Source organism: Cellulomonas sp. HZM, assembly GCF_000708885.1.
Taxonomy (GTDB): Bacteria; Actinomycetota; Actinomycetes; order Actinomycetales; family Cellulomonadaceae; genus Cellulomonas.
This window is the reverse complement of sequence record NZ_JEOE01000049.1, coordinates 1-18,942: the sequence shown is the minus strand read 5'-3', so window position 1 is coordinate 18,942 and position 18,942 is coordinate 1. Positions and strand designations below refer to the sequence as shown.

Below are 18,942 nucleotides of genomic sequence, written 5' to 3'. Positions count from 1 at the left end.
TCCTCGACCCCCGACCCGCAGGAGACCCGATGAGCAACGCTGCCGAGCTGTCCGTCACCCAGGTCGCCGCGCACGGCACCGCCGTCCTCGACGAGGTCGGGACCGTCGTCGTCGGGATGCACCGTCCGCTGCAGGTCGCGCTCGCCGCAGTCCTCGCGTCCGGGCACGTGCTGTTCGAGGACGTCCCCGGGCTCGGCAAGACGCTCGCCGCGCGCTCGCTCGCCACCGCGCTGGGCCTGGAGTTCCGACGCGTGCAGTGCACGCCGGACCTGCTGCCGTCGGACATCACCGGCTCGAGCGTGTACGACCCGGGCGAGTCCACGTTCGAGTTCCGGCCCGGACCCGTGTTCGCGGGCCTGCTGCTGGCCGACGAGATCAACCGCACCGCCCCCAAGACCCAGTCGGCGCTGCTCGAGGCGATGGCCGAGCGCCAGGTGACGGTCGACGGCACGACGTACCCGCTGCCCCGCCCGTTCCACGTGTTCGCGACGAGCAACCCCGTCGAGTACGAGGGCACCTACCCGCTGCCCGAGGCGCAGCTCGACCGTTTCATGGTGCGGCTCGCGGTGGGGTACCCCGAGCGGGACGCCGAGGTCGACGTGCTCTCGCGGCGGCTCGGGCGGCGCCAGGAGCTGGCCGACGTGCGCCGCGTCGTGGACGCCTCGGTGCTCGTCGCGATGCAGTCCGGGGTCGAGGCCGTGCCGGTCGACGACGACGTGCTGCGGTACTGCGTCGACGTCGCCGCGGCCACGCGCCGGCACGACGCCGTCGAGGTCGGTGCGTCACCGCGCGGGTCGCAGGCGCTCGTGCTCGTCGCACGCGCGCTCGCGGTGCTCGACGGGCGCGACTTCGTCACGCCGGAGGACATCAAGGCCGTCGCTGTCCCGACGCTCGCGCACCGCATCTCGCTGACGCCGTCCGCGTGGGCCTCAGGCCTCGCGCCGCAGCGGGTGGTCGACGACGTGCTGCGCTCCGTCCCCGTGCCGCCGACCGTGCGCCGGGCCGGGGTCGCGGAGCAGGCGCGCGCGTGAGCCCGTCCTGGTCGCGGGCGCGCGGGGCGACGCTCGGCGCTGCCGCCGGTGCGCTCGTGCTGCTCGCCGGTGCGCTCGCGGGGCGTCCGGACGTCGCGGTGCTGGGCGTCGCGCCCGTGCTCGCGGCGGCGTGGGCGTGGCGGTCGCGGCCCTCGTCGGGCGTGGGCGTGGCGCTGGTCGACGACGACGAGGGGGCGCAGGCCGTGCCGGGGGCGCTGCACGCGCAGCTCGTCGTCGCGACGCCCGCCGGGAGCGACGCCGTGCTGGTGCGTGTGCGCCGCGGGCCGCGGGCCGTGCGGTCGGCGCTGCTGCGGGTGGACCCGTCGTCGCGACGTCGCAGCGTGCCGCTCGTCGTGCGGACGGTGCGGACCGGACCGCAGACGCTCGCCGAGGTGGACGTCACCGGCGTGGGCGTCGCCGCTGCGAGCGTGTCCGACACGTCGGACGCCATCAGCCGGGACGTGCTCGTGCTGCCCGCACCGGTCCCGCTCGCGGCGCTCCCGCTGCCGCCCCGCCTGCGCGGGCTCACCGGCGCGCACGACTCGCGCCGCCCCGGCGAGGGCGGCTCGCTGCGTGACGTGCACCCCTTCGCACCGGGCGACCGGCTGCGCCGCATCGACTGGCGCGTCACCGCGCGCCGCTCTCCCGACCTGCGCGAGCTGTACGTGCGGCGTGAGCACGCGCTCGCGGAGGCCGTCGTGGTGCTCGTCGTCGACTCGCGGGACGACGTCGGCCCCGACCCGACCACGTGGCGCGGCTCCACCCCGCCGGCTGCGGGTGACGCGACGTCGCTCGACATCGCGCGCCAGGCCGCCGCGTCGATCGCGCAGGGCTTCCTCGAGCTGGGCGACCGCGTCGGGCTCGACGACCTCGCCGCCGTCCGACGACCGCTGCCGCCCGGCGGCGGCCGTCGGCAGCTCGACCGCATCCGGCACGCGCTCGCGGTGAGCGCACCCGTCGGCGAGCCGCCGGTGCGCGTGCGTGCGCCGCAGCTCCCGTCGGGCGCGCTCGTCGTCGTGCTGTCCACCTTCCTCGACGACGGGCCGGCGCACGCCGCGGCGCAGTGGCGCAGCGCGGGGCACCGGGTGGTCGCGATCGACACGCTGCCCGAGCTGCGGACCCGGCACCTGGGCGCGCGCGAGCAGTTCGCGCTGCGGCTCGTGCGGATCGCGCGCGAGGACCGGCTCGCCGCCCTCGCAGGTGCCGACGTCGAGGTGGTCGCGTGGCGACGGCAGTCCGCGATGCAGCTCGCGCAGCTGGCGAGGCGTGCGCAGCGGCGCGTCGGGGCGGGGGCACGATGAGCGCGCCGGAGGCCGAGGTCCGCGTCGGGCGGGCCGTCGTGGCGTGGGCGCTGCAGGCCGTGCTCGGGGTGCTCGTGCTGGTCCTGCTGCTGGTCGCGTGGGGGACCGCTCCGTCGCTCGCGACCGTGTGCTGGTGCGTCGCGGGGTCCGCGCTGGTGGGGTGGCGGCCGCAGGCCGGGCTGACGGCCCTCGTCCTGCTCGTCGTCGCGGCGTTCGCGCTCTCCCGCGACCCGCTGCCGCTCGTCGCGGTGATGGGGCTGGTGCTGCTCACGCACCTGGTGCTGTGGCTCGCGGCGCTCGTCGCGCGCACCGAGTGGGACACCGACGTCGAGGTCGCGGTGCTGGTGGGCGGGCTGCGGTCCGGTCTGCCGGTGCAGCTCGTGGCGCAGGTCCTGGCGGTGGTCGGGGTGGCGCTGTCCGGTGGGGCGGCGGGTGGGGACGTGTGGCGGGCGCTCGCGCTGGTCGCGGCCGTGGGCGTGGCGGTGCTGGTGCTGCCGCGCGCGGCGTACGCGCGCTGATCGTCGGTCTCGTCTCGATCTCGTCCTGGCCTCGTCGCGGCCCCGTCGAACCGTCCACAGCACGCGAGGCTGCTCGTCTCGTCCCCAGGGGCGTCGGCGACGCGCACAGCGGGCCCGATGCGCTCCTAGCGTCGCCGTCATGCCGAACGACCCCGCCGCGCACGCCCGCCTCGCCCTCGCCCACACCGCCGACGCGCGTCGGCACCTGCTCGTCGCCGGGTCCGTGCCGTGGTCCGGCGAGATCGCGGTGCGGTACCGCGTCGAGGTCGACGAGCTGCTGCGCCGCCTGGACACCGCGCGCGACGCGGTGCTCGCGGTCCTCGACGCGCTGACCCCCGCCTGCACGCCGTGACGACGTGGGGCGACGGGGTCCGGGTCTCCGGTGGACCGGGTCCGACGAGCGTGGAGCTGGACAACCTCGCCGCCGCGTGCCGGTCCCTGCGGGCTGCGTCGCACGCGCTGGGGGCGGCGCAGGCGCAGCTCGTCGCGGCGGCGTGGGGGATCGCGCCGAGCGGGACGCCGGCGGCGCTCGGGGGCATGGGCGGTGCGCAGCGGGTGGCGGTCGACGAGGCGCTGCGCCGCGCGCGGGACCGCGGTCCCGGTGTGGTCGGGGCAGCCGCGGAGGACGCCGCCGTGCGGCTGCGGCGGGTCGTCGAGGCGTACGACGGTGCGGAGTCGACGGTCACGAGGCTCGTCGACCGGCTGCTCGACGCGGGTTCACGGCGCGTCGCGACGCTCGCGGCCGCAGCCGACCTGGGGCCGGTGCCCGTCGGGTCGATCGCGCTCGCGGCCGGGGGAGCGCTCGCGGGCGCTCAGCTCGCCGCGGTGTCGCGCGTCGCGGGGCCGGGCGCGACGGCCGAGGTCGTCGGTCGGGCGTCGCGCGCGCAGGTGCCGCAGCACCTCGTCGGCCCGCTCGCCGCGCTGCTGCAGGGGGCGGCCGGCACGGCTGACCAGCCGCGCACGGTCCTGTCCGACGGCACCGTCGGGCCGTTCGGCACGCTGACTCGCCAGGTGGGCGCGATCCCGACGAGAGCCGCGAGCACCGAGCGCGTCCCGGAGCCGGCCCAGCTCCCGGCTCCGCGCTCGACCGCGGACGTGCTGCGCAACGTCGCCGCGTCCTACCCGCGCGCGGGCGCGCCGCCCTCGACCGTGAGCGTCCAGAGGCTTGCGCACCCGGACGGCTCGGTCGCGTGGGTGGTCGAGGTCCCTGGGACACAGAGCGGCTCGTTCGGCGGCGGCACCGCGACGGACATGACGACGAACACGCGCCTGGTCGCCGGCATCGACGACGACATGTCCGACGGCGTCCTCGCCGCGCTCGACGCGGCCGGGGCCAGGCCGGACGAGCCGGTGCTGCTCGCGGGGCACAGCCAGGGCGGGATGGTCGCGATGACGGTGGCCGCACGCGCCGCGGGCCGGTTCGACGTGCGCGCGGTGGTGACCGCGGGGTCGCCCGACGTGCCGCGCCGGATCCCCGCGGGCGTGCAGGTGCGCAGCTACCGGATCGACGAGGACCTCGTGCCGCAGACGGACGGTCGCGCGGACGTGGTGAACCGCGACATGGTGACCGTGAGGCGCAGCATCCCCGCGAGGGACGTCGCGCACGCGCATGACGTCCGCGGTTACGTCCGCACGGCGGAGCTCGCCGACGAGGCCCTGGCCGGCAGCCCGGCGATGCGGGGCTTCGACGCAGAGCTGGCCCGGGTGCTCGGACCGCCCGGCACGACGGCGACGACGCAGCAGTTCTCGGTCACGCGCGGATCGTCGTCGTGAGCGGATCGTCGTCGTGAGCGGATCGTCATCCGGAGGACGGATGATGCTGCGAGGCTTTGACGCAGCGATGCGGACCACGGCGGACCTGGACGCGGACATGCTCGCGGCAGCGCGCGCTCTCGCCGACCACGAGCACATCTCGGTCGGGCGGGCGGTCAACGTCCTCGCTCGCCGAGGTCTGCGCGCGGCCGCGCCGACCGCCACCGCGGCGTCCGGCTTCCCGACGTTCACCCCCGCGGCCGGGCACACGATCACCGACGAGCTCGTCGCCGCGCACCGTGACGATGCCTGAGCCGACGACCGAGTCGACGACCGAGCCGACGACCGAGCCGACGACTGAGCCGACGACTGAGCCGACGACTGAGCCGACGACTCGGTCGTCGAACGGTCCGACGAACGGTCCGATGGACGAGGCGACGAACGAGACGGCTCACGGGCCGATCTCGGCAGAAGCCAGGGGGCCGCGCGGACGGCGCACGATGCTGCTGGACGTGAACGTCCTGATGGCCCTGGCTCACCCGGACCACGCCCACCGCCGCGCGGCGCACGCGTGGTTCGCTGAGGGTCGCACGTTCGCGACGACGGCGATCACCGAGACGGCGCTCGTGCGACTCAGTCTGAACCCGGACGTCACCGGGCAGACGATCGCACCCCCGGACGCGCTCGCCCTGCTCGCCGCGATCCGAGCCCTGCCGAACCACCGGTTCCTGCCGGACGGCACGAGCCTCGCGGAGCCGGTCGTCGCGAGCGCTCCTGCGGGTACCAAGCAGGTCACCGACCTGCACCTGGTCGACCTCGCCGCCGCTTCCGATGCGCTCCTGGTGACCTTCGACGCACGGCTGGCGCGCAACATCGACCCGCAGGACCGACACCACGTGCGCGTCCTTGCGCCCTGAGGCCCAGACCGGGCGACAGACCCGGCGACCGGCCGCGAGATCTAGTCGCGGCTCCCCGGGATCACGAGCGAGAGCACGAAGCTCACGACCGAGACGATGAGCGCGCCCCAGATCGCGGTCCACCAGAAGTCGTCGAGCCGCAGGCCCCAGTCGGTGAAGCCCGTGATCCACGACGTCAGCCACAGCATGAGCGCGTTGACGACGAGCGTGAACAGGCCCAGCGTCAGGATGTACAGCGGGATCGACAGGAACGAGACGATCGGCCGGATGATCGCGTTGACGATCCCGAACACGACCGCGACGACGAGGATGATCCAGATCTTGTCAGCGGTGGAGTCGGCGCCGACGATGTGCATGCCGGACACGATCTCGGTCGCGAGCCAGATCGCGAACCCGTTGATGAGGACGCGCAGGAAGAAGGCCATGCCGCGATCCTGCCACCCGGTGCGATGGCATGCTGGGCGCGTGAGTCGCGTCCCCCTGCGCCAGGCCCTCGCCGAGCTGCCCGCCTACGTCCCCGGGGCGCGCTCCCCGGTGGGTGCTGCGGCGTTCAAGCTGTCGTCGAACGAGAACCCCTACCCGCCGCTGCCGTCGGTGGTCGCCGCGATCGCGGACGCCGCGGTGGACGCGAACCGGTACCCCGACATGTTCGCGACGGAGCTGACCGGGGCGCTCGCGGAGCGGCTCGACGTGCCGGCCGAGTCGGTGGTGACGGGCTGCGGGTCCGTCGCGGTGCTGGGTCACGTGCTGACCGCGGTGTGCGAGCCGGGCGACGAGGTCGTGTTCCCGTGGCGCTCGTTCGAGGCGTACCCGATCGCCGTGACGCTCGCGGGGGCCGTGCCCGTGCGGGTGCCGGTCGCCGCCGACGGGCGGCTCGACCTGGAGGCGCTCGCCGACGCGATCACGGAGCGCACGCGCGTCGTCGTCGTCTGCACGCCCAACAACCCCACGGGCCCGGCCGTGCACGCCGACGAGCTCGACGCGTTCCTGGCCCGCGTGCCCGACGACGTGCTGGTGGTGCTCGACGAGGCGTACGTGGAGTTCGTGCGCGACCCGCACGCGCCCGACGGGCTCGCCGTCTACCGTGCGCACCCCAACGTCGTGCTGCTGCGCACGTTCTCCAAGGCGTACGGCCTCGCGGGGCTGCGGGTCGGGTACGCGGTGGCGCGCCCTCGCCTCGCGGCCGGCATCCGCCAGGCGACGACGCCGTTCGGCGTCTCGCACGTCGCCCAGCTGGCCGCGGTCGCGTCGCTGCGCGCGTCGCGCGAGCTCGCTGCGCGCGTCGAGGGGATCGTCGCCGAACGCACGCGCCTGCTCACCGGGCTGCGCTCCCAGGGGTGGGACGTGCCGGACAGCCAGGCCAACTTCGTGTGGCTGGGGCTGGGCGACGCGTCGGCCTCGTTCGCGGAGCGGTCCGCGCGTGCGGGCGTCGTCGTGCGGCCGTTCCAGGGCGACGGCGTGCGCGTGAGCGTGGGCGAGCCCGAGGCGACCGACGTGTTCCTGGAGTTCACCGCGGCCGAGCGCGTGCGCTGACCGAATCGTCGGGCCGGGTGGCGCGACGGTCGGAGCGCACTCGGTTGGTGATTCGCCCACGCGGGGGCGTCCCGTACGAAAGGCTGGGCGCATGGACCCGAACCCCCTGCTGCCCGACGGCTACGACGTCGTCTGGACGTTCCTCGCGATCGGCATCTACGTCATCACGCTCGCCGCGTTCGTGCGCATCATCCAGAAGGCCGGCTACTCGGGCTGGTGGGTGCTCGTGGGCCTCGTCCCGGTTCTCAACGTGGTGATGTTCTTCGTCTTCGCGTTCGGCACCTGGCCCGTGACGCGTGAGCTCGAGGCGGTGCGTGTGGGTTCCCGACAAGTGGTGCGCTGACGTCTTGTCGTCGGCCGCGCCTCGAAACCTACGGTTCCGTAGGCTACGGTGTCGTAGGTTCGAGCAGCCCCCGCTCGGACGGACGCCCGGCCCAGCGCCGCGCACGCGAAGGAGAACCGCGTGAGCCACACCGCCGACGACCTGCGCACGGACGCGCAGGCCGGCCCGCTGACCACGGACGGCCTCGTCCAGCTGCTCGATCCCGACGGCAACCGCGTCCCGCACCCGCAGTACGACGAGCGGGTCGCGCACCTCGACGCCGACGCGCTGCGCGCCCTGTACCGCGACATGGTGCTCGTGCGCCGGTTCGACGTCGAGGCCACCGCGCTGCAGCGCCAGGGCGAGCTCGCGCTGTTCGCGCAGGCGCTCGGGCAGGAGGCGGCGCAGGTCGGCTCCGGCCGGGCGCTCGCGGCGCAGGACCACGTGTTCCCCAGCTACCGCGAGCACGGCGTCGCCCACACGCGCGGCGTCGAGCTCACCGACGTGCTGCGGCTGTTCCGCGGCGTCGACCACGGCGGCTGGGACCCGACGGCGCACGGCTTCCACCTGTACACGCTGGTCATCGGCTCGCACGCGCTGCACGCGACCGGCTACGCGATGGGCGTCCAGCGGGACGGCGCGGTCGGCACGGGCGACCCGCAGCGCGACACCGCGGTCGTCGCGTACTTCGGCGACGGCGCCACCTCGCAGGGCGACGTGAGCGAGGGGCTCGTCTTCGCGGCGGTCAACCAGGCGCCCGTCGTGTTCTTCTGCCAGAACAACCAATGGGCGATCTCGGAGCCGACGACGCTGCAGGCCCGCGTCCCCATCGCCGACCGCGCGCCCGGCTTCGGCATCCCGTCGGTCCGCGTCGACGGCAACGACGTGCTCGCGAGCTACGCGGTCACGGCCGAGGCTCTCGAGCGCGCGCGCTCCGGCGGCGGCCCCACGTTCATCGAGGCGTTCACGTACCGCATGGGCGCGCACACCACGTCCGACGACCCGAGCCGCTACCGCCCCGCGGAGCAGGAGGAGTACTGGCGTCGTCGCGACCCGATCGACCGCCTGCGCGCGCACCTCGAGCAGACCCGCGAGCTGCCGCAGGAGTTCGTCGACGCGCTCGCGGCCGAGGCCGACGCGCTGGGCGAGCACATCCGCACCACGGTGCGTGCGATGGGTCGGCCGTCGCCGGCCTCGATGTTCGAGCACGTGTACGCGACGCCGCACTCCGTGGTCGACGCGGAGCGCGCATGGTTCCAGCAGTACGAGGCCTCGTTCCTCGAGGGCCACGGTCAGCACGGCGAGGGGAGCGCGCGATGACGACGACGACCGAGCAGGCGACCGGGCAGACGACCCCGAAGGCCGCCGCGCCCGAGCTCACGGGCACGCAGCGGCTCACGTTCGCCAAGGCGATCAACCTCGGACTGCGCCGTGCGCTCGCCGACGACCCGACGACGCTCCTCATGGGCGAGGACATCGGCCGCCTCGGTGGCGTGTTCCGCGTGACCGACGGCCTGCATGCCGAGTTCGGCTCCGCTCGCGTGGTCGACACGCCGCTCGCGGAGTCGGGGATCGTCGGCACGGCGATCGGTCTCGCGATGCGCGGCTACCGGCCCGTGTGCGAGATCCAGTTCGACGGCTTCATCTTCCCCGCGTTCGACCAGATCACGACGCAGCTCGCGAAGATGCACTACCGCTCGCGCGGCCGGCTCACGCTGCCCGTCGTCATCCGCGTGCCGTACGGCGGCGGGATCGGCGCGGTCGAGCACCACAGCGAGTCGCCCGAGGTGCTGTTCGCGCACACCGCCGGCCTACGGGTCGTCAGCCCGTCGAGCCCCGCGCAGGCGTACTCGATGATCCAGGAGGCGATCGCCAGCCCCGACCCGGTGCTGTTCTTCGAACCGAAGGGCCGCTACTGGGAGAAGGGCGACGTCGACCTCGACGCGACGCCCGCGGACGGGCTCGACGGCGCGCGCGTCGTGCGCCCGGGCACCGACGTCACGCTCGTCGCGTACGGCCCGACGGTCCAGACCGCACTCAAGGCCGCCGAGGCCGCCGCCGCGGAGGGCACCAGCATCGAGGTGGTCGACCTGCGCGCGATCAGCCCGCTCGACACCGCGACCGTCGCCGAGTCGGTCCGCCGCACCGGCCGTTGCGTCGTCGTGCACGAGGCCCCGGTGCTGTACGGCACGGGCGGCGAGGTCGCGGCGCGCATCACCGAGGAGTGCTTCTTCCACCTGCAGGCGCCCGTGCTGCGGGTCGGGGGCTTCCATGCGCCCTACCCGGTGGCCAAGATCGAGCACGACTACCTGCCCAGCCTCGACCGCGTCCTCGACGCCGTCGACCGCGCGCTGACCTTCTGAGGGGACCCGCCGTGCCCACGTTCCAGCAGTTCCCCCTGCCCGACGCCGGTGAGGGTCTCACCGAGGCCGAGATCGTCGAGTGGCACGTCGCGGTCGGCGACCGCGTCGAGGTGAACCAGACGATCGTCGAGATCGAGACCGCGAAGTCGCTCGTCGACCTGCCGAGCCCGTGGGCCGGCGTGGTGTCGCAGATCCTGGTCCAGCCGGGCACGACGGTCGATGTCGGGACGCCGATCATCGAGATCGACACGGACCCGGAGGGTGCGCCCTCGGCGTCGGACGGCTCGGCGTCGGAGGGTTCGGCACCCGACGGTTCGGCGTCCGAGTCGTCGGTCTCGGCCGACGAGCCCGCGACGACGACCGGCGCGGTCCGCCACGTCGGCGGAGCGGAGCGGCACCGGGGGGTCGAGCCCGGCGGGGCCGACGAGATCGAGGCCGCGCGCGCCGCGGAGGTCTCGCCGGAGTCGTCACCAGCCGGTGCGAGCGCGCACCACGTGAAGCGTGCCGCCGCGGGGCTGGGCGGCAGCTCGCCGCAGTGGGCGGCCGCAGGGCTGAAGGCGGGGGTCGCGACGACGAGCGGCGGCGCGGCCGTCGAGGTCCGGGCCCCCGACGCGGGTTCGTCGTCCGGCTCGGAGTCCGGTGCGGTGCTCGTCGGCTACGGCCTTGCGGACGCCGGCGCGACCCGCCGCCCGCGCGCCACGGGGACACCCCGAGCGCTCGCCAAGCCGCCCGTGCGCAAGCTCGCGCGCGAGCTCGGCGTCGACCTGGACTCCGTCACGCCCACCGGCCCCGGCGGCATCGTCACGCGTGAGGACGTGCTGGCCCGCAGCGCGCAGGCCGAGGGGCGCACGCTCGCGACCTACCCGGGCGACGACCAGCCGTGGCTCGCGTCCGGCACCGTCTCGGGCGACGGCCGCCAGACGCGCGTGCCCGTGAAGTCCGTGCGCAAGCGCACCGCCGAGGCGATGGTGACCAGCGCGTTCACCGCCCCGCACGTCACGGTGTTCCACACCGTCGACGTGACCCGCACCATGCGGCTCGTCGAGCGACTGCGCGCCGACCGGGAGTTCGCAGACGTGCGCGTCACGCCGCTGCTCATCGCGGCGAAGGCGCTGATGCTCGCGATCCGCCGGCACCCCGAGATCAACGCCGCGTGGGACGAGGCCGCCCAGGAGATCGTCTACAAGCACTACGTGAACCTCGGCATCGCGGCGGCGACCCCGCGCGGGCTCGTCGTGCCCAACGTCAAGGACGCGCACCGCCTGGGCCTGCTCGACCTCGCGCAGGGGCTCGCGGACCTCACCGCGACCGCGCGTGCGGGCCGCACGTCGCCCGCCGACATGTCCGACGGCACGATCACCATCACGAACGTGGGCGTCTTCGGCATCGACACCGGCACGCCGATCCTCAACCCGGGCGAGGCCGCGATCCTCGCGTTCGGCGCGATCCGCGAGCAGCCGTGGGTGCACAAGGGCAAGATCCGCGTGCGGCACGTGACGCAGCTGGCGCTCTCGTTCGACCACCGGCTGGTGGACGGCGAGCTGGGTGCGCGCGTGCTGGCGGACGTGGCGGCGGTCCTGCACGAGCCGGCGCAGGCGCTCGTCTGGGGCTGACGGAGGCCGTCCCCGGCCACGAGTGAGCCACTTTCGGACGAGTGAGCCAGTCTGGACTTCGTCTCTCGTCCGAGACTGGCGCACTCGCCGGGGAGGGGAAGGTGGGCGCGCGCGGCGGAGCGCCCGGGTTCACCCGGGCCGGGCCGTCAGGCCGGGGGCCGGTGGCGGCGTTCGACGACGATCGCCGCGATGCCGACGACGATCGCGATCAGCTCGGTCCACAGCGAGGTCCACTCGCCCCAGCCGTCGAGCGCGGAGTGCACGCCGAACAGGCCGCCGCTCGTCGTCGCGAGGAAGAAGCCGCCGAGCGTCGAGGCGCCGAACCCGACCGCGCCCAGCAGCGGCCAGATGCTGCGCCACACCACCACGAGCACCGCGAGCACGAGCCCGCCGATGCCCTGGAGCAGGAACGCCGGCCCGAGCCAGATGCCCGTGCCGTACCCCTGGTTCCACAGGTAGAGGTGCACCACCGCGGACACCGCGACGGCGAGCGCGACGACGACGCGCAGCAGCCACGCCACGGGCGCGAGCCGGGGCACGTCAGGCCGCCCCGGAGAAGACCGCGCCGTCCTTGACGTGGACCGCGACGGTGGGCAGGGGCTCGGTCGCGGGGTCGTGCGTGACGGCACCCGTCAGGTCGAACGTGGAGCCGTGGCACGGGCAGACGAGCGCCCCCTTGCCGGGCGCGACCGTGCACCCCTGGTGCGTGCAGATCGCCGACACCGCGGTCACCACACCGGCCGTCGCCTGGATAAGCAGGATCTTGTTGCCGTCCGCATCGGTCGCCGCGAGCGCGCCGCCCACCGGGATGTCGGCCACCTTCGCGAGCGAGCCGTCCGCGCCGGGCGTGGCCGACGACCCGCCCGACGAGCCGCCGCAGGCAGCCAGCACCGCGACGCCCGCCGCGACGGCGGTCACCGCCCCGGCACGCTGCAGGAGCTGGCGGCGGTCGAGGCAACCGGCACAGGTGTGCGTCCCAGTGTGGGTCTCGGCGTGCGTCTCGGCGTGGGTCTCCGTGGTCGTCGCGTGCATCGTGCCCTCCAGTGGTGCGTGCCGTCGGGGTGGTGCCTGGGCGCGACGCTAGCGAGGGTCGCTGGACGGCGCCTGTGAGGCGCCCGTGCCTCCTTCGGAAGCCGGACCGGAAGTCGGACCGGAAGCCGGCCCGGAAGTCGGCCCGGGACCGGCGGCCGACGCGTCCCGGTCCGCCTGCGCGACGACGGCAGCCGTCGCACCGACGGCGGTCGCTCCGCCCGCGACGGCAGGCCCTCCCGCCTCGTCGTCCATCCGGCCCTGCAACCCCGACACGGACCGCAGCGGGAGCTCGGGCAGCATCACGGTGAGCACGACGCCGATGACGAGCGCGGCCGCGGCGAGCAGCATCACGGTGTCGACCGACGTGGAGAAGCCCTCGTGGAACGGCCTGGCGAGGCGTTCGTCGAGCTGGTTGATGAACGACGAGTCGTCGAGCGAGCCCTTGCCCTGCTGCAGCGCGATCACCTTCTGGGTCGCCGCCTGCTGGGCGACCTCCGGGTCGGCCAGCGCAGCCTTCACCGACGCCGCGTGCCGCGTGAACGCCTGCTGGATGTTCGCAGTGACGGTCGAGAACAGCACCGACAGGAAGACCGCGGTCCCGAGCGTTCCGCCCATCTGCCGGAAGAACAGGGACGACGACGTGGCGACACCCATCTCCCGCACGGGCACGGCGTTCTGCACCGCGAGCACGAGCGGCTGCATCGTGAACCCGAGCCCCAGCCCGAAGACGACCGACGCCGTGAAGATGTAGGCCAGCCCGGTGTCGGCGGCGAGGCGCGCGAACAGCAGGCCTCCGACGACCATCAGCACCGAGCCCGCGACGGGGAACACCTTGTACCGGCCGGTCCGCGACGTCGTCTGCCCTGCGATGATCGAGCCGCTCATGATGCCGACGGTGAACGGGATGAGCGTGAGCCCGGCCTCGGTGGGCGACTGGCCGCGCACGATCTGGAGGTACAGCGGCAGCGTCGCGAGGCCGCCGAACATCCCGAGACCGATGATCGTGTTGGCGCCCGCGCCGACCGAGAACGTGCGGTTGCGGAACAGGTAGAGCGGCAGGATCGCGTCGGTGCCTGCGCGGCGCTCCGCCGCGAGGAACAGCACCACGCCGACGACGCCGATGCCGTACGCGAGCAGCGCCTTGGGCGAGGACCAGCCCCACAGGCGACCCTGCTCGGCGACGACGAGCAGCGGCACGAGCGCGACGACGAGCGCGAGCGCACCGGGCCAGTCGATGCGGTGCTCGACGCGCTTGAGCGGCGGCAGGTGCAGCACGCGCCAGATGACCAGGATCCCGATGAGTCCGATCGGGACGTTGACGAGGAACACCCAGCGCCAGCCCGCGATGCCGAGGATCGTGTCCGCACCGGCGAAGAACCCGCCGATGACGGGCCCGAGCACGGACGAGGTGCCGAACACCGCGAGGAAGTACGCCTGGTAGCGGGCGCGCTCGCGCGGGGCGACGAGGTCTCCGAGGATCGTGATCGCGAGCGACATCAGACCGCCCGCGCCCAGGCCCTGCAGGCCGCGGTAGAACGCGAGCTGGTACATCGAGTCGGCGGTGCCGGACAGCAGCGAGCCGAGCACGAAGAGGCTGATCGCCGTCATGTAGAACGGCTTGCGGCCGTAGACGTCGGACAGCTTCCCGTACAGCGGCGTCGAGATCGTCGCCGTGAGCAGGTACGCGGTGGTGACCCACGCCTGCAGCGAGAGGCCGTCGAGGTCGTCGCCGATCGTGCGGATCGAGGTCGCGACGATCGTCTGGTCGAGCGCGGCGAGGAACATGCCGATCATCAGCCCGCCGAGGATCGTGAGGATCTCGCGGTGGGTGGGCGGCGTGAACCCGCGCTTCTCGTCCGGGCGTGCTTCGGGCGCGGTGGTGCTCTGCTGCGACATCTGACCTTCTCGACGAGGGTGAGCCGGGGCTCGTGCGGGGGCGACGACGACGGGGCGGGAGCCAGGTCCAGCAGTCGACAACAACGAGGTGTGCCAGGTCTCTTCCCTCGACGTCGACCACATTTCGCAGGAGAGCGCTCTCCCATTTGTCCGGTGCGGGCGCTACGGTGGTCCGCGTGACGGATGGCCCGACGACGCCGACGAGCGGCACGCTGCGGCTGCTGCGTGCTGCGCTCGTCGCGGGCGTCGTCGTGGCGCTCGCCGGCTGGGCGCACGCGCTCGGCGGCGGGAAGCTGCCGTCCGCGGGCGTGCTCGTCGCACTCGGGGCGATGGTGCTGGCCGGCGCGACCGCCCTCACCGGCCGGCGCGTGCGGCCGTGGACCGCGGTGCTCGCGCTCGCGGGCGCCCAGCTGGGGCTGCACGCCGCGTTCACGCTCGTCGCGGGAGCGGGCTGCGGCTCGCTCGTCGCGACCGGCACGCACGCCGGGCATGCGGACCACGTCGCCTACCTCGTGGCGCACGGCTGCGCCGGGGCCGCCGCGCACATGACTCTCGTCCCCGCGCTCGGTGCGTGGGCCATGACCGTGGCGCACGCGGCCGCGACCGTTGCGTGCGCGCTCGCGATCGCCGCCGTCGACCGGGTGCTGCTCACGGTCGTCGGGGTGCTGCGGGCTTCGACGACGCCCGCGCTCCCGGTGCTCGCGGTGGCGCCGCGCCTGCCGGTCGTCGGCCTCGACGTCCCCGCGCTCGACCTGCCGTGGACGACGACCGCGCCGCGCCGTGGTCCGCCGGCGGACGGGGCGACCGCGCCGCCCACCGCCTGAGGTCCAGCGGCGCGCTGCTCCCACGACCGCCGCGCGCGGCTCGTCGCACGCGTCCCCCGCCGGGCACCGCCCTGCGCGGGAGCGCGGACCCGTCCGCGCGCGTGCCGGCGACGAACCGCCCGGTGGACGACGCACCGCACACCCCAAGGACAACCCATGCCCTCGAAGACATCCCTGCACCCCACCGCCCGCCGCGTGCTCGTCGGTGCGGTCGCCGCCGCGCTCGTCGTGCTGCCGGCCGCGGCCGCCTCCGCGCACGTGCGCGTCATCCCCGAGTCCACTGCCGCGGGCGGCTGGACCGTCCTGACGTTCCGCGTGCCCACCGAGTCGGCGACCGCCTCGACGACGAAGGTCGTCGTCGACCTGCCCACGGCCACACCGCTCACGCACGTCGGCACCCGTCCGCTCCCTGGCTGGACCGTGAAGGTCGACGAGGGCGAGCTGCCCGCGCCCGTCGACGTCGGCGGCGCGACGATCACCAAGGCGCCGCTGCACGTCACCTGGACCGCCGACGCGGACGCGGCGATCGCCCCGGGGCAGTTCCAGGAGCTCGAGCTGCAGGTCGGGCCGCTGCCGGCGGCCGGGACCGAGCTCGTGCTGCCCGCGCACCAGACGTACTCCGACGGCACCGTGGTCGACTGGGACGAGAAGCAGGCAGGGGCCGACGAGCCCGAGAACCCGGCTCCTGCGTTCACGGTGACGGCCGCGGCCGACGAGTCGCCCGCGGCACCCACGGCGCCGGCCTCGTCACCGGCCACGCCGAGCTCGCCCACGGTGACCGCGGGCCCGACGACGGCCGCGCCCGAGCCGACCGCCGGTTCGACCTCCGCTGCGCCGGACGCCACGGCGTCGAGCTCCTCGTCGGCGTGGACCGTGGCGCTCGGGGCCGTGGCGCTCGCGGTCGCCGTCGCCGCTCTCGTCGTGGCCCTCGTCACGCGCCGCCGAGGAGGGGATCTCGCGTGAGGTGCGCGATCCTGGGAAGCGTGCCTCTCGCCTCCCGTCGTCGCGCCACCGGCCGGAAGACCACCCGTGCCCTCGTCGGGCTCACGCTCGGCCTGGGTCTGCTCCCGGCCGTCGGCCTGGGTCTCGCCCTCGTCGCGGCGCCTGCGCAGGCGCACGACGTGCTCGTCGGGACCACGCCCGCCGACGGCTCGACCGTCGACGTCCCCCCGGCGAAGGTGACGATCGAGTTCGAGGAGCCCGCGGTCGCGCTCGGCACCGAGGTGCGGGTCACGGGGCCGGACGGCTCCGTCGTGAGCACGGGCGACCCCGAGCTCGTCGACACGTCCGTCTCGCAGGCGCTCGAGGAGGACCTGCCGGCGGGGAGCTACGCCGTGACGTGGCGCGTGACGTCGCAGGACGGGCACGCCGTGTCCGGCACCTTCGCGTTCACGGCGAAGACCTCGCAGGCGCCGGCGCCGTCCGCGACGGAGTCGTCGGGGCCGGCGGGGTCGCCGAGCGCGGACTCGCCCGACGCGTCCGACGACTCCGGCGCCGGGTCCCCGGTCTCGTCGCCCACGACGCCTCCCACGTCGTCGTCGGCCACGTCGTCGTCGGATACCGCGCCCTCGGCGGGCGCGACCTGGGGCGTCGTCGTGGCCGGGCTCGCGCTCGGTGCCGTCGTCGGGCTGCTCGGCTGGTGGCGCGCGCGCCGTCGGCGCGACGGCAACGGACCGACGGGGCAGTCGTGAGCGCGGTCGTCACGAGGGTGCGGGGCTGACGTGACCACCACCCCCGTCCGGTCGGCCGGCGGCGCCCCCAGCGGCGCCGCCGGCCCGGCCGTCCGCACCGGCGCACCGAGCCCGTGGCGTGTGCTGCTGCTGGTCGCGGCGGCGGTCGTCGCGGTGCTCGTCGGCGTCGCGTTCTCGGGTGCCGCGCTCCCGGTGCTGCTGCGCGACCCGGGCGCCGTGGTGCGCTGGGGCCTGCCGGTCTCGTCGACGGTCGCCGAGCTCGCGGGGTCGGTCGCGCTCGGTGCGCTCGTGCTCGCGGTGTGCGTGCTGCCGCGCACCGGTTCCGCGACCCCTCGACGGGCTCGGGGTGCGGGCGTGCCCGCGGACGGCAGCGCCTACCCGCGGAGCCTGCTCGTCGCGGCGTGGGCCGCCGGGCTGTGGACCGTCGCGGGGGTCGTCCACCTGGTGCTGACGTACGCGTCGGTCGCGGGCCGGCCCGTCGACTCGTCGTCGTTCGGGCAGGAGCTCGGGCTGTTCGTCACGCAGATCGAGCTCGGCCGCACGCTGCTCGTGATCTGCACGATCGCCGCCGTCGTGACCGCGCTGTCGCTCGTCGTCGCGACCCCGACCGGCGCCGCGTGGACCGGTGCGCTGACGCTCGCCGCGCTGTGGGAGCAGGCGCAGCTCGGACATGCGGCCGGTGCCGCGAGCCACGACCTCGCGACGTCGTCGATGACGCTGCACCTCGTCGGCGCCGCCGTGTGGATCGGCGCGCTCGCGGCGCTCGCGGTGATCGCCCGGCGGGTCGGTACGGACCTCACCGCGTCGGTGCAGCGGTACTCGGTCATCGCGGGCTGGTGCTTCGCGGCCGTCGCGGTGTCCGGGCTGGTCAACGGCATCATCCGGATGGACTCGTGGTCCGACCTCGGCACCAGGTACGGCGTGCTGCTGCTCGCCAAGGTCGCGCTGTTCGGCGTGCTGGGCCTGCTCGGGCTCGCGCACCGGCGCGCGGTCATCCCGCGCCTCGCGGCCGGGCCGCGGCTGTTCTGGCGGCTGGTCGCGGTGGAGCTCGTCGTCATGGGGGCGGTGTCCGGCGTGGCCGTCGCGCTCGGGGCCACCGCGCCGCCCGTCGCCGAGACGCCCCCCGCCGACCCGACGCCCGCGTACCGCATCACCGGCCACCCGCTCCCGCCCGAGCTGACGTTGGCGCGCTGGTTCACCGAGTGGCGCTGGGACCTGGTGCTCGCGGCGGCAGCCGTCTCCGCGGTGGTCGTCTACTGGCGCTGGGTGCTGCGGCTGCGGCGTCGCGGCGACTCGTGGCCGTGGGTGCGCACCGCGTCGTGGACGCTCGGCATGGTGCTGTTCTTCTGGTGCACCAACGGCGGGCCTGCGCTGTACGGGCACGTGATGTTCAGCGCGCACATGGTGCAGCACATGGTGCTCGCGGCCGTCGTCCCGATCTTCCTGGCGCTGTCCGCCCCCGTGACGCTCGCGCTGCGCGCGCTGCCGGTGCGCTCGACGCGGCTGCCGGGCGACGAGTCGCGCGGTCCGCGCGAGTGGATCCTCACACTGGTGCACAGCCGCGTGGGTCACTTCTTCGCGAACCCGCTGGTCGCGGCGGTGAACTTCATCGCCTCGATGCTGGTCTTCTACTACTCGGGGCTGTTCGAGTGGTCGCTGCGGTCGTCCGTCGGCCACCTGTTCATGGTCGTGCACTTCACGCTCGTCGGGTACCTGTTCGTCAACGCGCTCGTCGGCATCGACCCCGGCCCCAAGCGGCCGCCGTACCCGCAGCGACTGCTCCTGCTGTTCGCGACGATGGCGTTCCACGCGTTCTTCGGCGTGACCCTCGTCGGCGGCGACTCGCTGCTGGTCGCGTCGTGGTTCGGGCTGATGGGCAGGCCGTGGGGGCCGTCCGCGATCGCGGACCAGCAGGCCGGCGGGGCGATCACCTGGGGCGTCGGGGAGATCCCGACGCTGGTGCTGGCGATCGGGGTGGCGTTCGCGTGGGCGCGCGACGACGAACGGGCGGCTCGCCGCCGCGACCGCCGCGTGGACCGCGAGGGCGACGCGGAGCTCGACGCCTACAACGAGATGCTGGCCGGCCTGGCCACCCACGACGACCCACCCCCCCGCTGACCGCAACCAAGTGCTTGCTCGGCTGGTGGTG

Annotated in this window: 20 protein-coding genes; 16 read left to right on the top strand and 4 right to left on the bottom strand. The window is 74.7% G+C overall.

Annotated elements, in window-relative coordinates:
• Nucleotides 1-29: 29 nt before the first annotated feature.
• The 7 genes from AW16_RS0115735 to AW16_RS0115705 all read left to right on the top strand — a co-directional run bounded on the left by AW16_RS0115735 (nucleotide 30) and on the right by AW16_RS0115705 (nucleotide 5,519).
• Nucleotides 30-1,031, top strand: coding sequence for a MoxR family ATPase (locus AW16_RS0115735; protein ID WP_029291944.1), 1,002 nt, complete (start codon nucleotides 30-32; stop codon nucleotides 1,029-1,031).
• Nucleotides 1,028-2,332, top strand: a complete 1,305-nt coding sequence (locus tag AW16_RS0115730) for a DUF58 domain-containing protein (RefSeq protein ID WP_029291942.1) — start codon at nucleotides 1,028-1,030, stop codon at nucleotides 2,330-2,332. Before AW16_RS0115735 ends, AW16_RS0115730 begins: the two co-directional genes overlap by 4 nt.
• A complete protein-coding gene (locus AW16_RS0115725) occupies nucleotides 2,329-2,850 on the top strand; it encodes a hypothetical protein (RefSeq protein WP_029291940.1) in 522 nt (173 codons plus the stop codon). The genes AW16_RS0115730 and AW16_RS0115725 overlap by 4 nt, the downstream gene beginning before the upstream one ends.
• A 139-nt stretch (nucleotides 2,851-2,989) precedes the next feature.
• A complete protein-coding gene (locus tag AW16_RS0115720) occupies nucleotides 2,990-3,202 on the top strand; it encodes a hypothetical protein (protein WP_029291938.1) in 213 nt (70 codons plus the stop codon).
• Nucleotides 3,199-4,623: an alpha/beta hydrolase gene (locus AW16_RS0115715; RefSeq protein ID WP_029291936.1), complete on the top strand. Its 1,425-nt coding sequence runs from the start codon at nucleotides 3,199-3,201 to the stop codon at nucleotides 4,621-4,623. Before AW16_RS0115720 ends, AW16_RS0115715 begins: the two co-directional genes overlap by 4 nt.
• Nucleotides 4,624-4,666: 43 nt before the next feature.
• Complete coding sequence (locus AW16_RS0115710; protein WP_197021644.1) at nucleotides 4,667-4,915, top strand: antitoxin; 249 nt, start codon at nucleotides 4,667-4,669, stop codon at nucleotides 4,913-4,915.
• A 112-nt stretch (nucleotides 4,916-5,027) separates the two neighbouring features.
• Nucleotides 5,028-5,519, top strand: a complete 492-nt coding sequence (locus tag AW16_RS0115705) for a TA system VapC family ribonuclease toxin (protein WP_197021643.1) — start codon at nucleotides 5,028-5,030, stop codon at nucleotides 5,517-5,519.
• A 41-nt stretch (nucleotides 5,520-5,560) separates the two neighbouring features.
• Here the strand turns inward: AW16_RS0115705 and AW16_RS0115700 are convergent, their stop codons facing one another.
• Nucleotides 5,561-5,944 (bottom strand): phage holin family protein, encoded by a 384-nt coding sequence (locus AW16_RS0115700; RefSeq protein WP_029291930.1) that lies wholly within the window; start codon nucleotides 5,942-5,944, stop codon nucleotides 5,561-5,563.
• Between the two features lie 40 nt (nucleotides 5,945-5,984).
• Here AW16_RS0115700 and hisC point away from each other — a divergent pair, with 40 nt between their 5' ends.
• From hisC to AW16_RS0115675, 5 genes are all read left to right on the top strand, one after another.
• Nucleotides 5,985-7,052 carry a histidinol-phosphate transaminase gene (gene hisC, locus AW16_RS0115695; protein WP_029291928.1) on the top strand — a complete coding sequence of 356 codons (1,068 nt, stop codon included), beginning with the start codon at nucleotides 5,985-5,987 and terminating at the stop codon, nucleotides 7,050-7,052.
• Nucleotides 7,053-7,143: 91 nt separating this feature from the next.
• The gene (locus tag AW16_RS0115690; protein ID WP_197021642.1) at nucleotides 7,144-7,395 is read left to right on the top strand and encodes a hypothetical protein; all 252 of its coding nucleotides are present in this window, start codon (nucleotides 7,144-7,146) and stop codon (nucleotides 7,393-7,395) included.
• Between the two features lie 120 nt (nucleotides 7,396-7,515).
• Complete coding sequence (gene pdhA, locus AW16_RS0115685) at nucleotides 7,516-8,694, top strand: pyruvate dehydrogenase (acetyl-transferring) E1 component subunit alpha (protein ID WP_081861740.1); 1,179 nt, start codon at nucleotides 7,516-7,518, stop codon at nucleotides 8,692-8,694.
• Entirely contained in the window at nucleotides 8,691-9,737 is a 1,047-nt protein-coding gene (locus tag AW16_RS0115680) for an alpha-ketoacid dehydrogenase subunit beta (RefSeq protein ID WP_029291921.1), read from the top strand. Before pdhA ends, AW16_RS0115680 begins: the two co-directional genes overlap by 4 nt.
• 11 nt (nucleotides 9,738-9,748) lie before the next feature.
• Entirely contained in the window at nucleotides 9,749-11,350 is a 1,602-nt protein-coding gene (locus AW16_RS0115675) for a dihydrolipoamide acetyltransferase family protein (RefSeq protein WP_029291920.1), read from the top strand.
• A gap of 146 nt (nucleotides 11,351-11,496) precedes the next feature.
• Here AW16_RS0115675 and AW16_RS0115670 read toward each other — a convergent pair whose 3' ends face one another.
• Genes AW16_RS0115670 through AW16_RS0115660 form a run of 3 tightly spaced genes read right to left on the bottom strand, consistent with a single transcriptional unit; the run spans nucleotide 11,497 to nucleotide 14,278 of the window.
• Nucleotides 11,497-11,889 carry a hypothetical protein gene (locus tag AW16_RS0115670; RefSeq protein ID WP_051682008.1) on the bottom strand — a complete coding sequence of 131 codons (393 nt, stop codon included), beginning with the start codon at nucleotides 11,887-11,889 and terminating at the stop codon, nucleotides 11,497-11,499.
• Between the two features lies 1 nt (nucleotide 11,890).
• Nucleotides 11,891-12,382 carry a Rieske (2Fe-2S) protein gene (locus AW16_RS0115665; protein ID WP_051682007.1) on the bottom strand — a complete coding sequence of 164 codons (492 nt, stop codon included), beginning with the start codon at nucleotides 12,380-12,382 and terminating at the stop codon, nucleotides 11,891-11,893.
• A gap of 48 nt (nucleotides 12,383-12,430) precedes the next feature.
• Entirely contained in the window at nucleotides 12,431-14,278 is a 1,848-nt protein-coding gene (locus tag AW16_RS0115660; RefSeq protein WP_081861739.1) for an MDR family MFS transporter, read from the bottom strand.
• Between the two features lie 176 nt (nucleotides 14,279-14,454).
• On the opposite strand from AW16_RS0115660, the gene AW16_RS17850 reads away from it, so the two are divergent.
• The 4 genes from AW16_RS17850 to AW16_RS0115640 all read left to right on the top strand — a co-directional run bounded on the left by AW16_RS17850 (nucleotide 14,455) and on the right by AW16_RS0115640 (nucleotide 18,911).
• Nucleotides 14,455-15,102 (top strand): hypothetical protein, encoded by a 648-nt coding sequence (locus AW16_RS17850; protein WP_156044211.1) that lies wholly within the window; start codon nucleotides 14,455-14,457, stop codon nucleotides 15,100-15,102.
• A gap of 156 nt (nucleotides 15,103-15,258) precedes the next feature.
• A complete protein-coding gene (locus AW16_RS0115650) occupies nucleotides 15,259-16,065 on the top strand; it encodes a YcnI family protein (protein WP_034649622.1) in 807 nt (268 codons plus the stop codon).
• Nucleotides 16,066-16,085: 20 nt separating this feature from the next.
• The gene (locus tag AW16_RS17845; protein WP_051682006.1) at nucleotides 16,086-16,793 is read left to right on the top strand and encodes a copper resistance protein CopC; all 708 of its coding nucleotides are present in this window, start codon (nucleotides 16,086-16,088) and stop codon (nucleotides 16,791-16,793) included.
• A 30-nt stretch (nucleotides 16,794-16,823) separates the two neighbouring features.
• Nucleotides 16,824-18,911 carry a cytochrome c oxidase assembly protein gene (locus AW16_RS0115640; RefSeq protein WP_034649618.1) on the top strand — a complete coding sequence of 696 codons (2,088 nt, stop codon included), beginning with the start codon at nucleotides 16,824-16,826 and terminating at the stop codon, nucleotides 18,909-18,911.
• Nucleotides 18,912-18,942 lie beyond the last annotated feature (31 nt).

What these genes read in the sequence shown, in the direction of transcription:
- AW16_RS0115735 (WP_029291944.1), top strand. Translation starts at nt 30, where the DNA reads ATGAGCAACGCTGCCGAGCTGTCCGTCACCCAGGTCGCCGCGCACGGC.
- AW16_RS0115650 (WP_034649622.1), top strand. Translation starts at nt 15,259, where the DNA reads ATGCCCTCGAAGACATCCCTGCACCCCACCGCCCGCCGCGTGCTCGTC.
- AW16_RS0115680 (WP_029291921.1), top strand. Translation starts at nt 8,691, where the DNA reads ATGACGACGACGACCGAGCAGGCGACCGGGCAGACGACCCCGAAGGCC.
- AW16_RS0115690 (WP_197021642.1), top strand. Translation starts at nt 7,144, where the DNA reads ATGGACCCGAACCCCCTGCTGCCCGACGGCTACGACGTCGTCTGGACG.
- AW16_RS0115665 (WP_051682007.1), bottom strand. Translation starts at nt 12,382, where the DNA reads ATGCACGCGACGACCACGGAGACCCACGCCGAGACGCACGCCGAGACC.
- AW16_RS0115705 (WP_197021643.1), top strand. Translation starts at nt 5,028, where the DNA reads ATGGACGAGGCGACGAACGAGACGGCTCACGGGCCGATCTCGGCAGAA.
- AW16_RS0115710 (WP_197021644.1), top strand. Translation starts at nt 4,667, where the DNA reads ATGCTGCGAGGCTTTGACGCAGCGATGCGGACCACGGCGGACCTGGAC.
- AW16_RS0115720 (WP_029291938.1), top strand. Translation starts at nt 2,990, where the DNA reads ATGCCGAACGACCCCGCCGCGCACGCCCGCCTCGCCCTCGCCCACACC.
- AW16_RS0115700 (WP_029291930.1), bottom strand. Translation starts at nt 5,944, where the DNA reads ATGGCCTTCTTCCTGCGCGTCCTCATCAACGGGTTCGCGATCTGGCTC.
- AW16_RS0115725 (WP_029291940.1), top strand. Translation starts at nt 2,329, where the DNA reads ATGAGCGCGCCGGAGGCCGAGGTCCGCGTCGGGCGGGCCGTCGTGGCG.
- AW16_RS0115660 (WP_081861739.1), bottom strand. Translation starts at nt 14,278, where the DNA reads ATGTCGCAGCAGAGCACCACCGCGCCCGAAGCACGCCCGGACGAGAAG.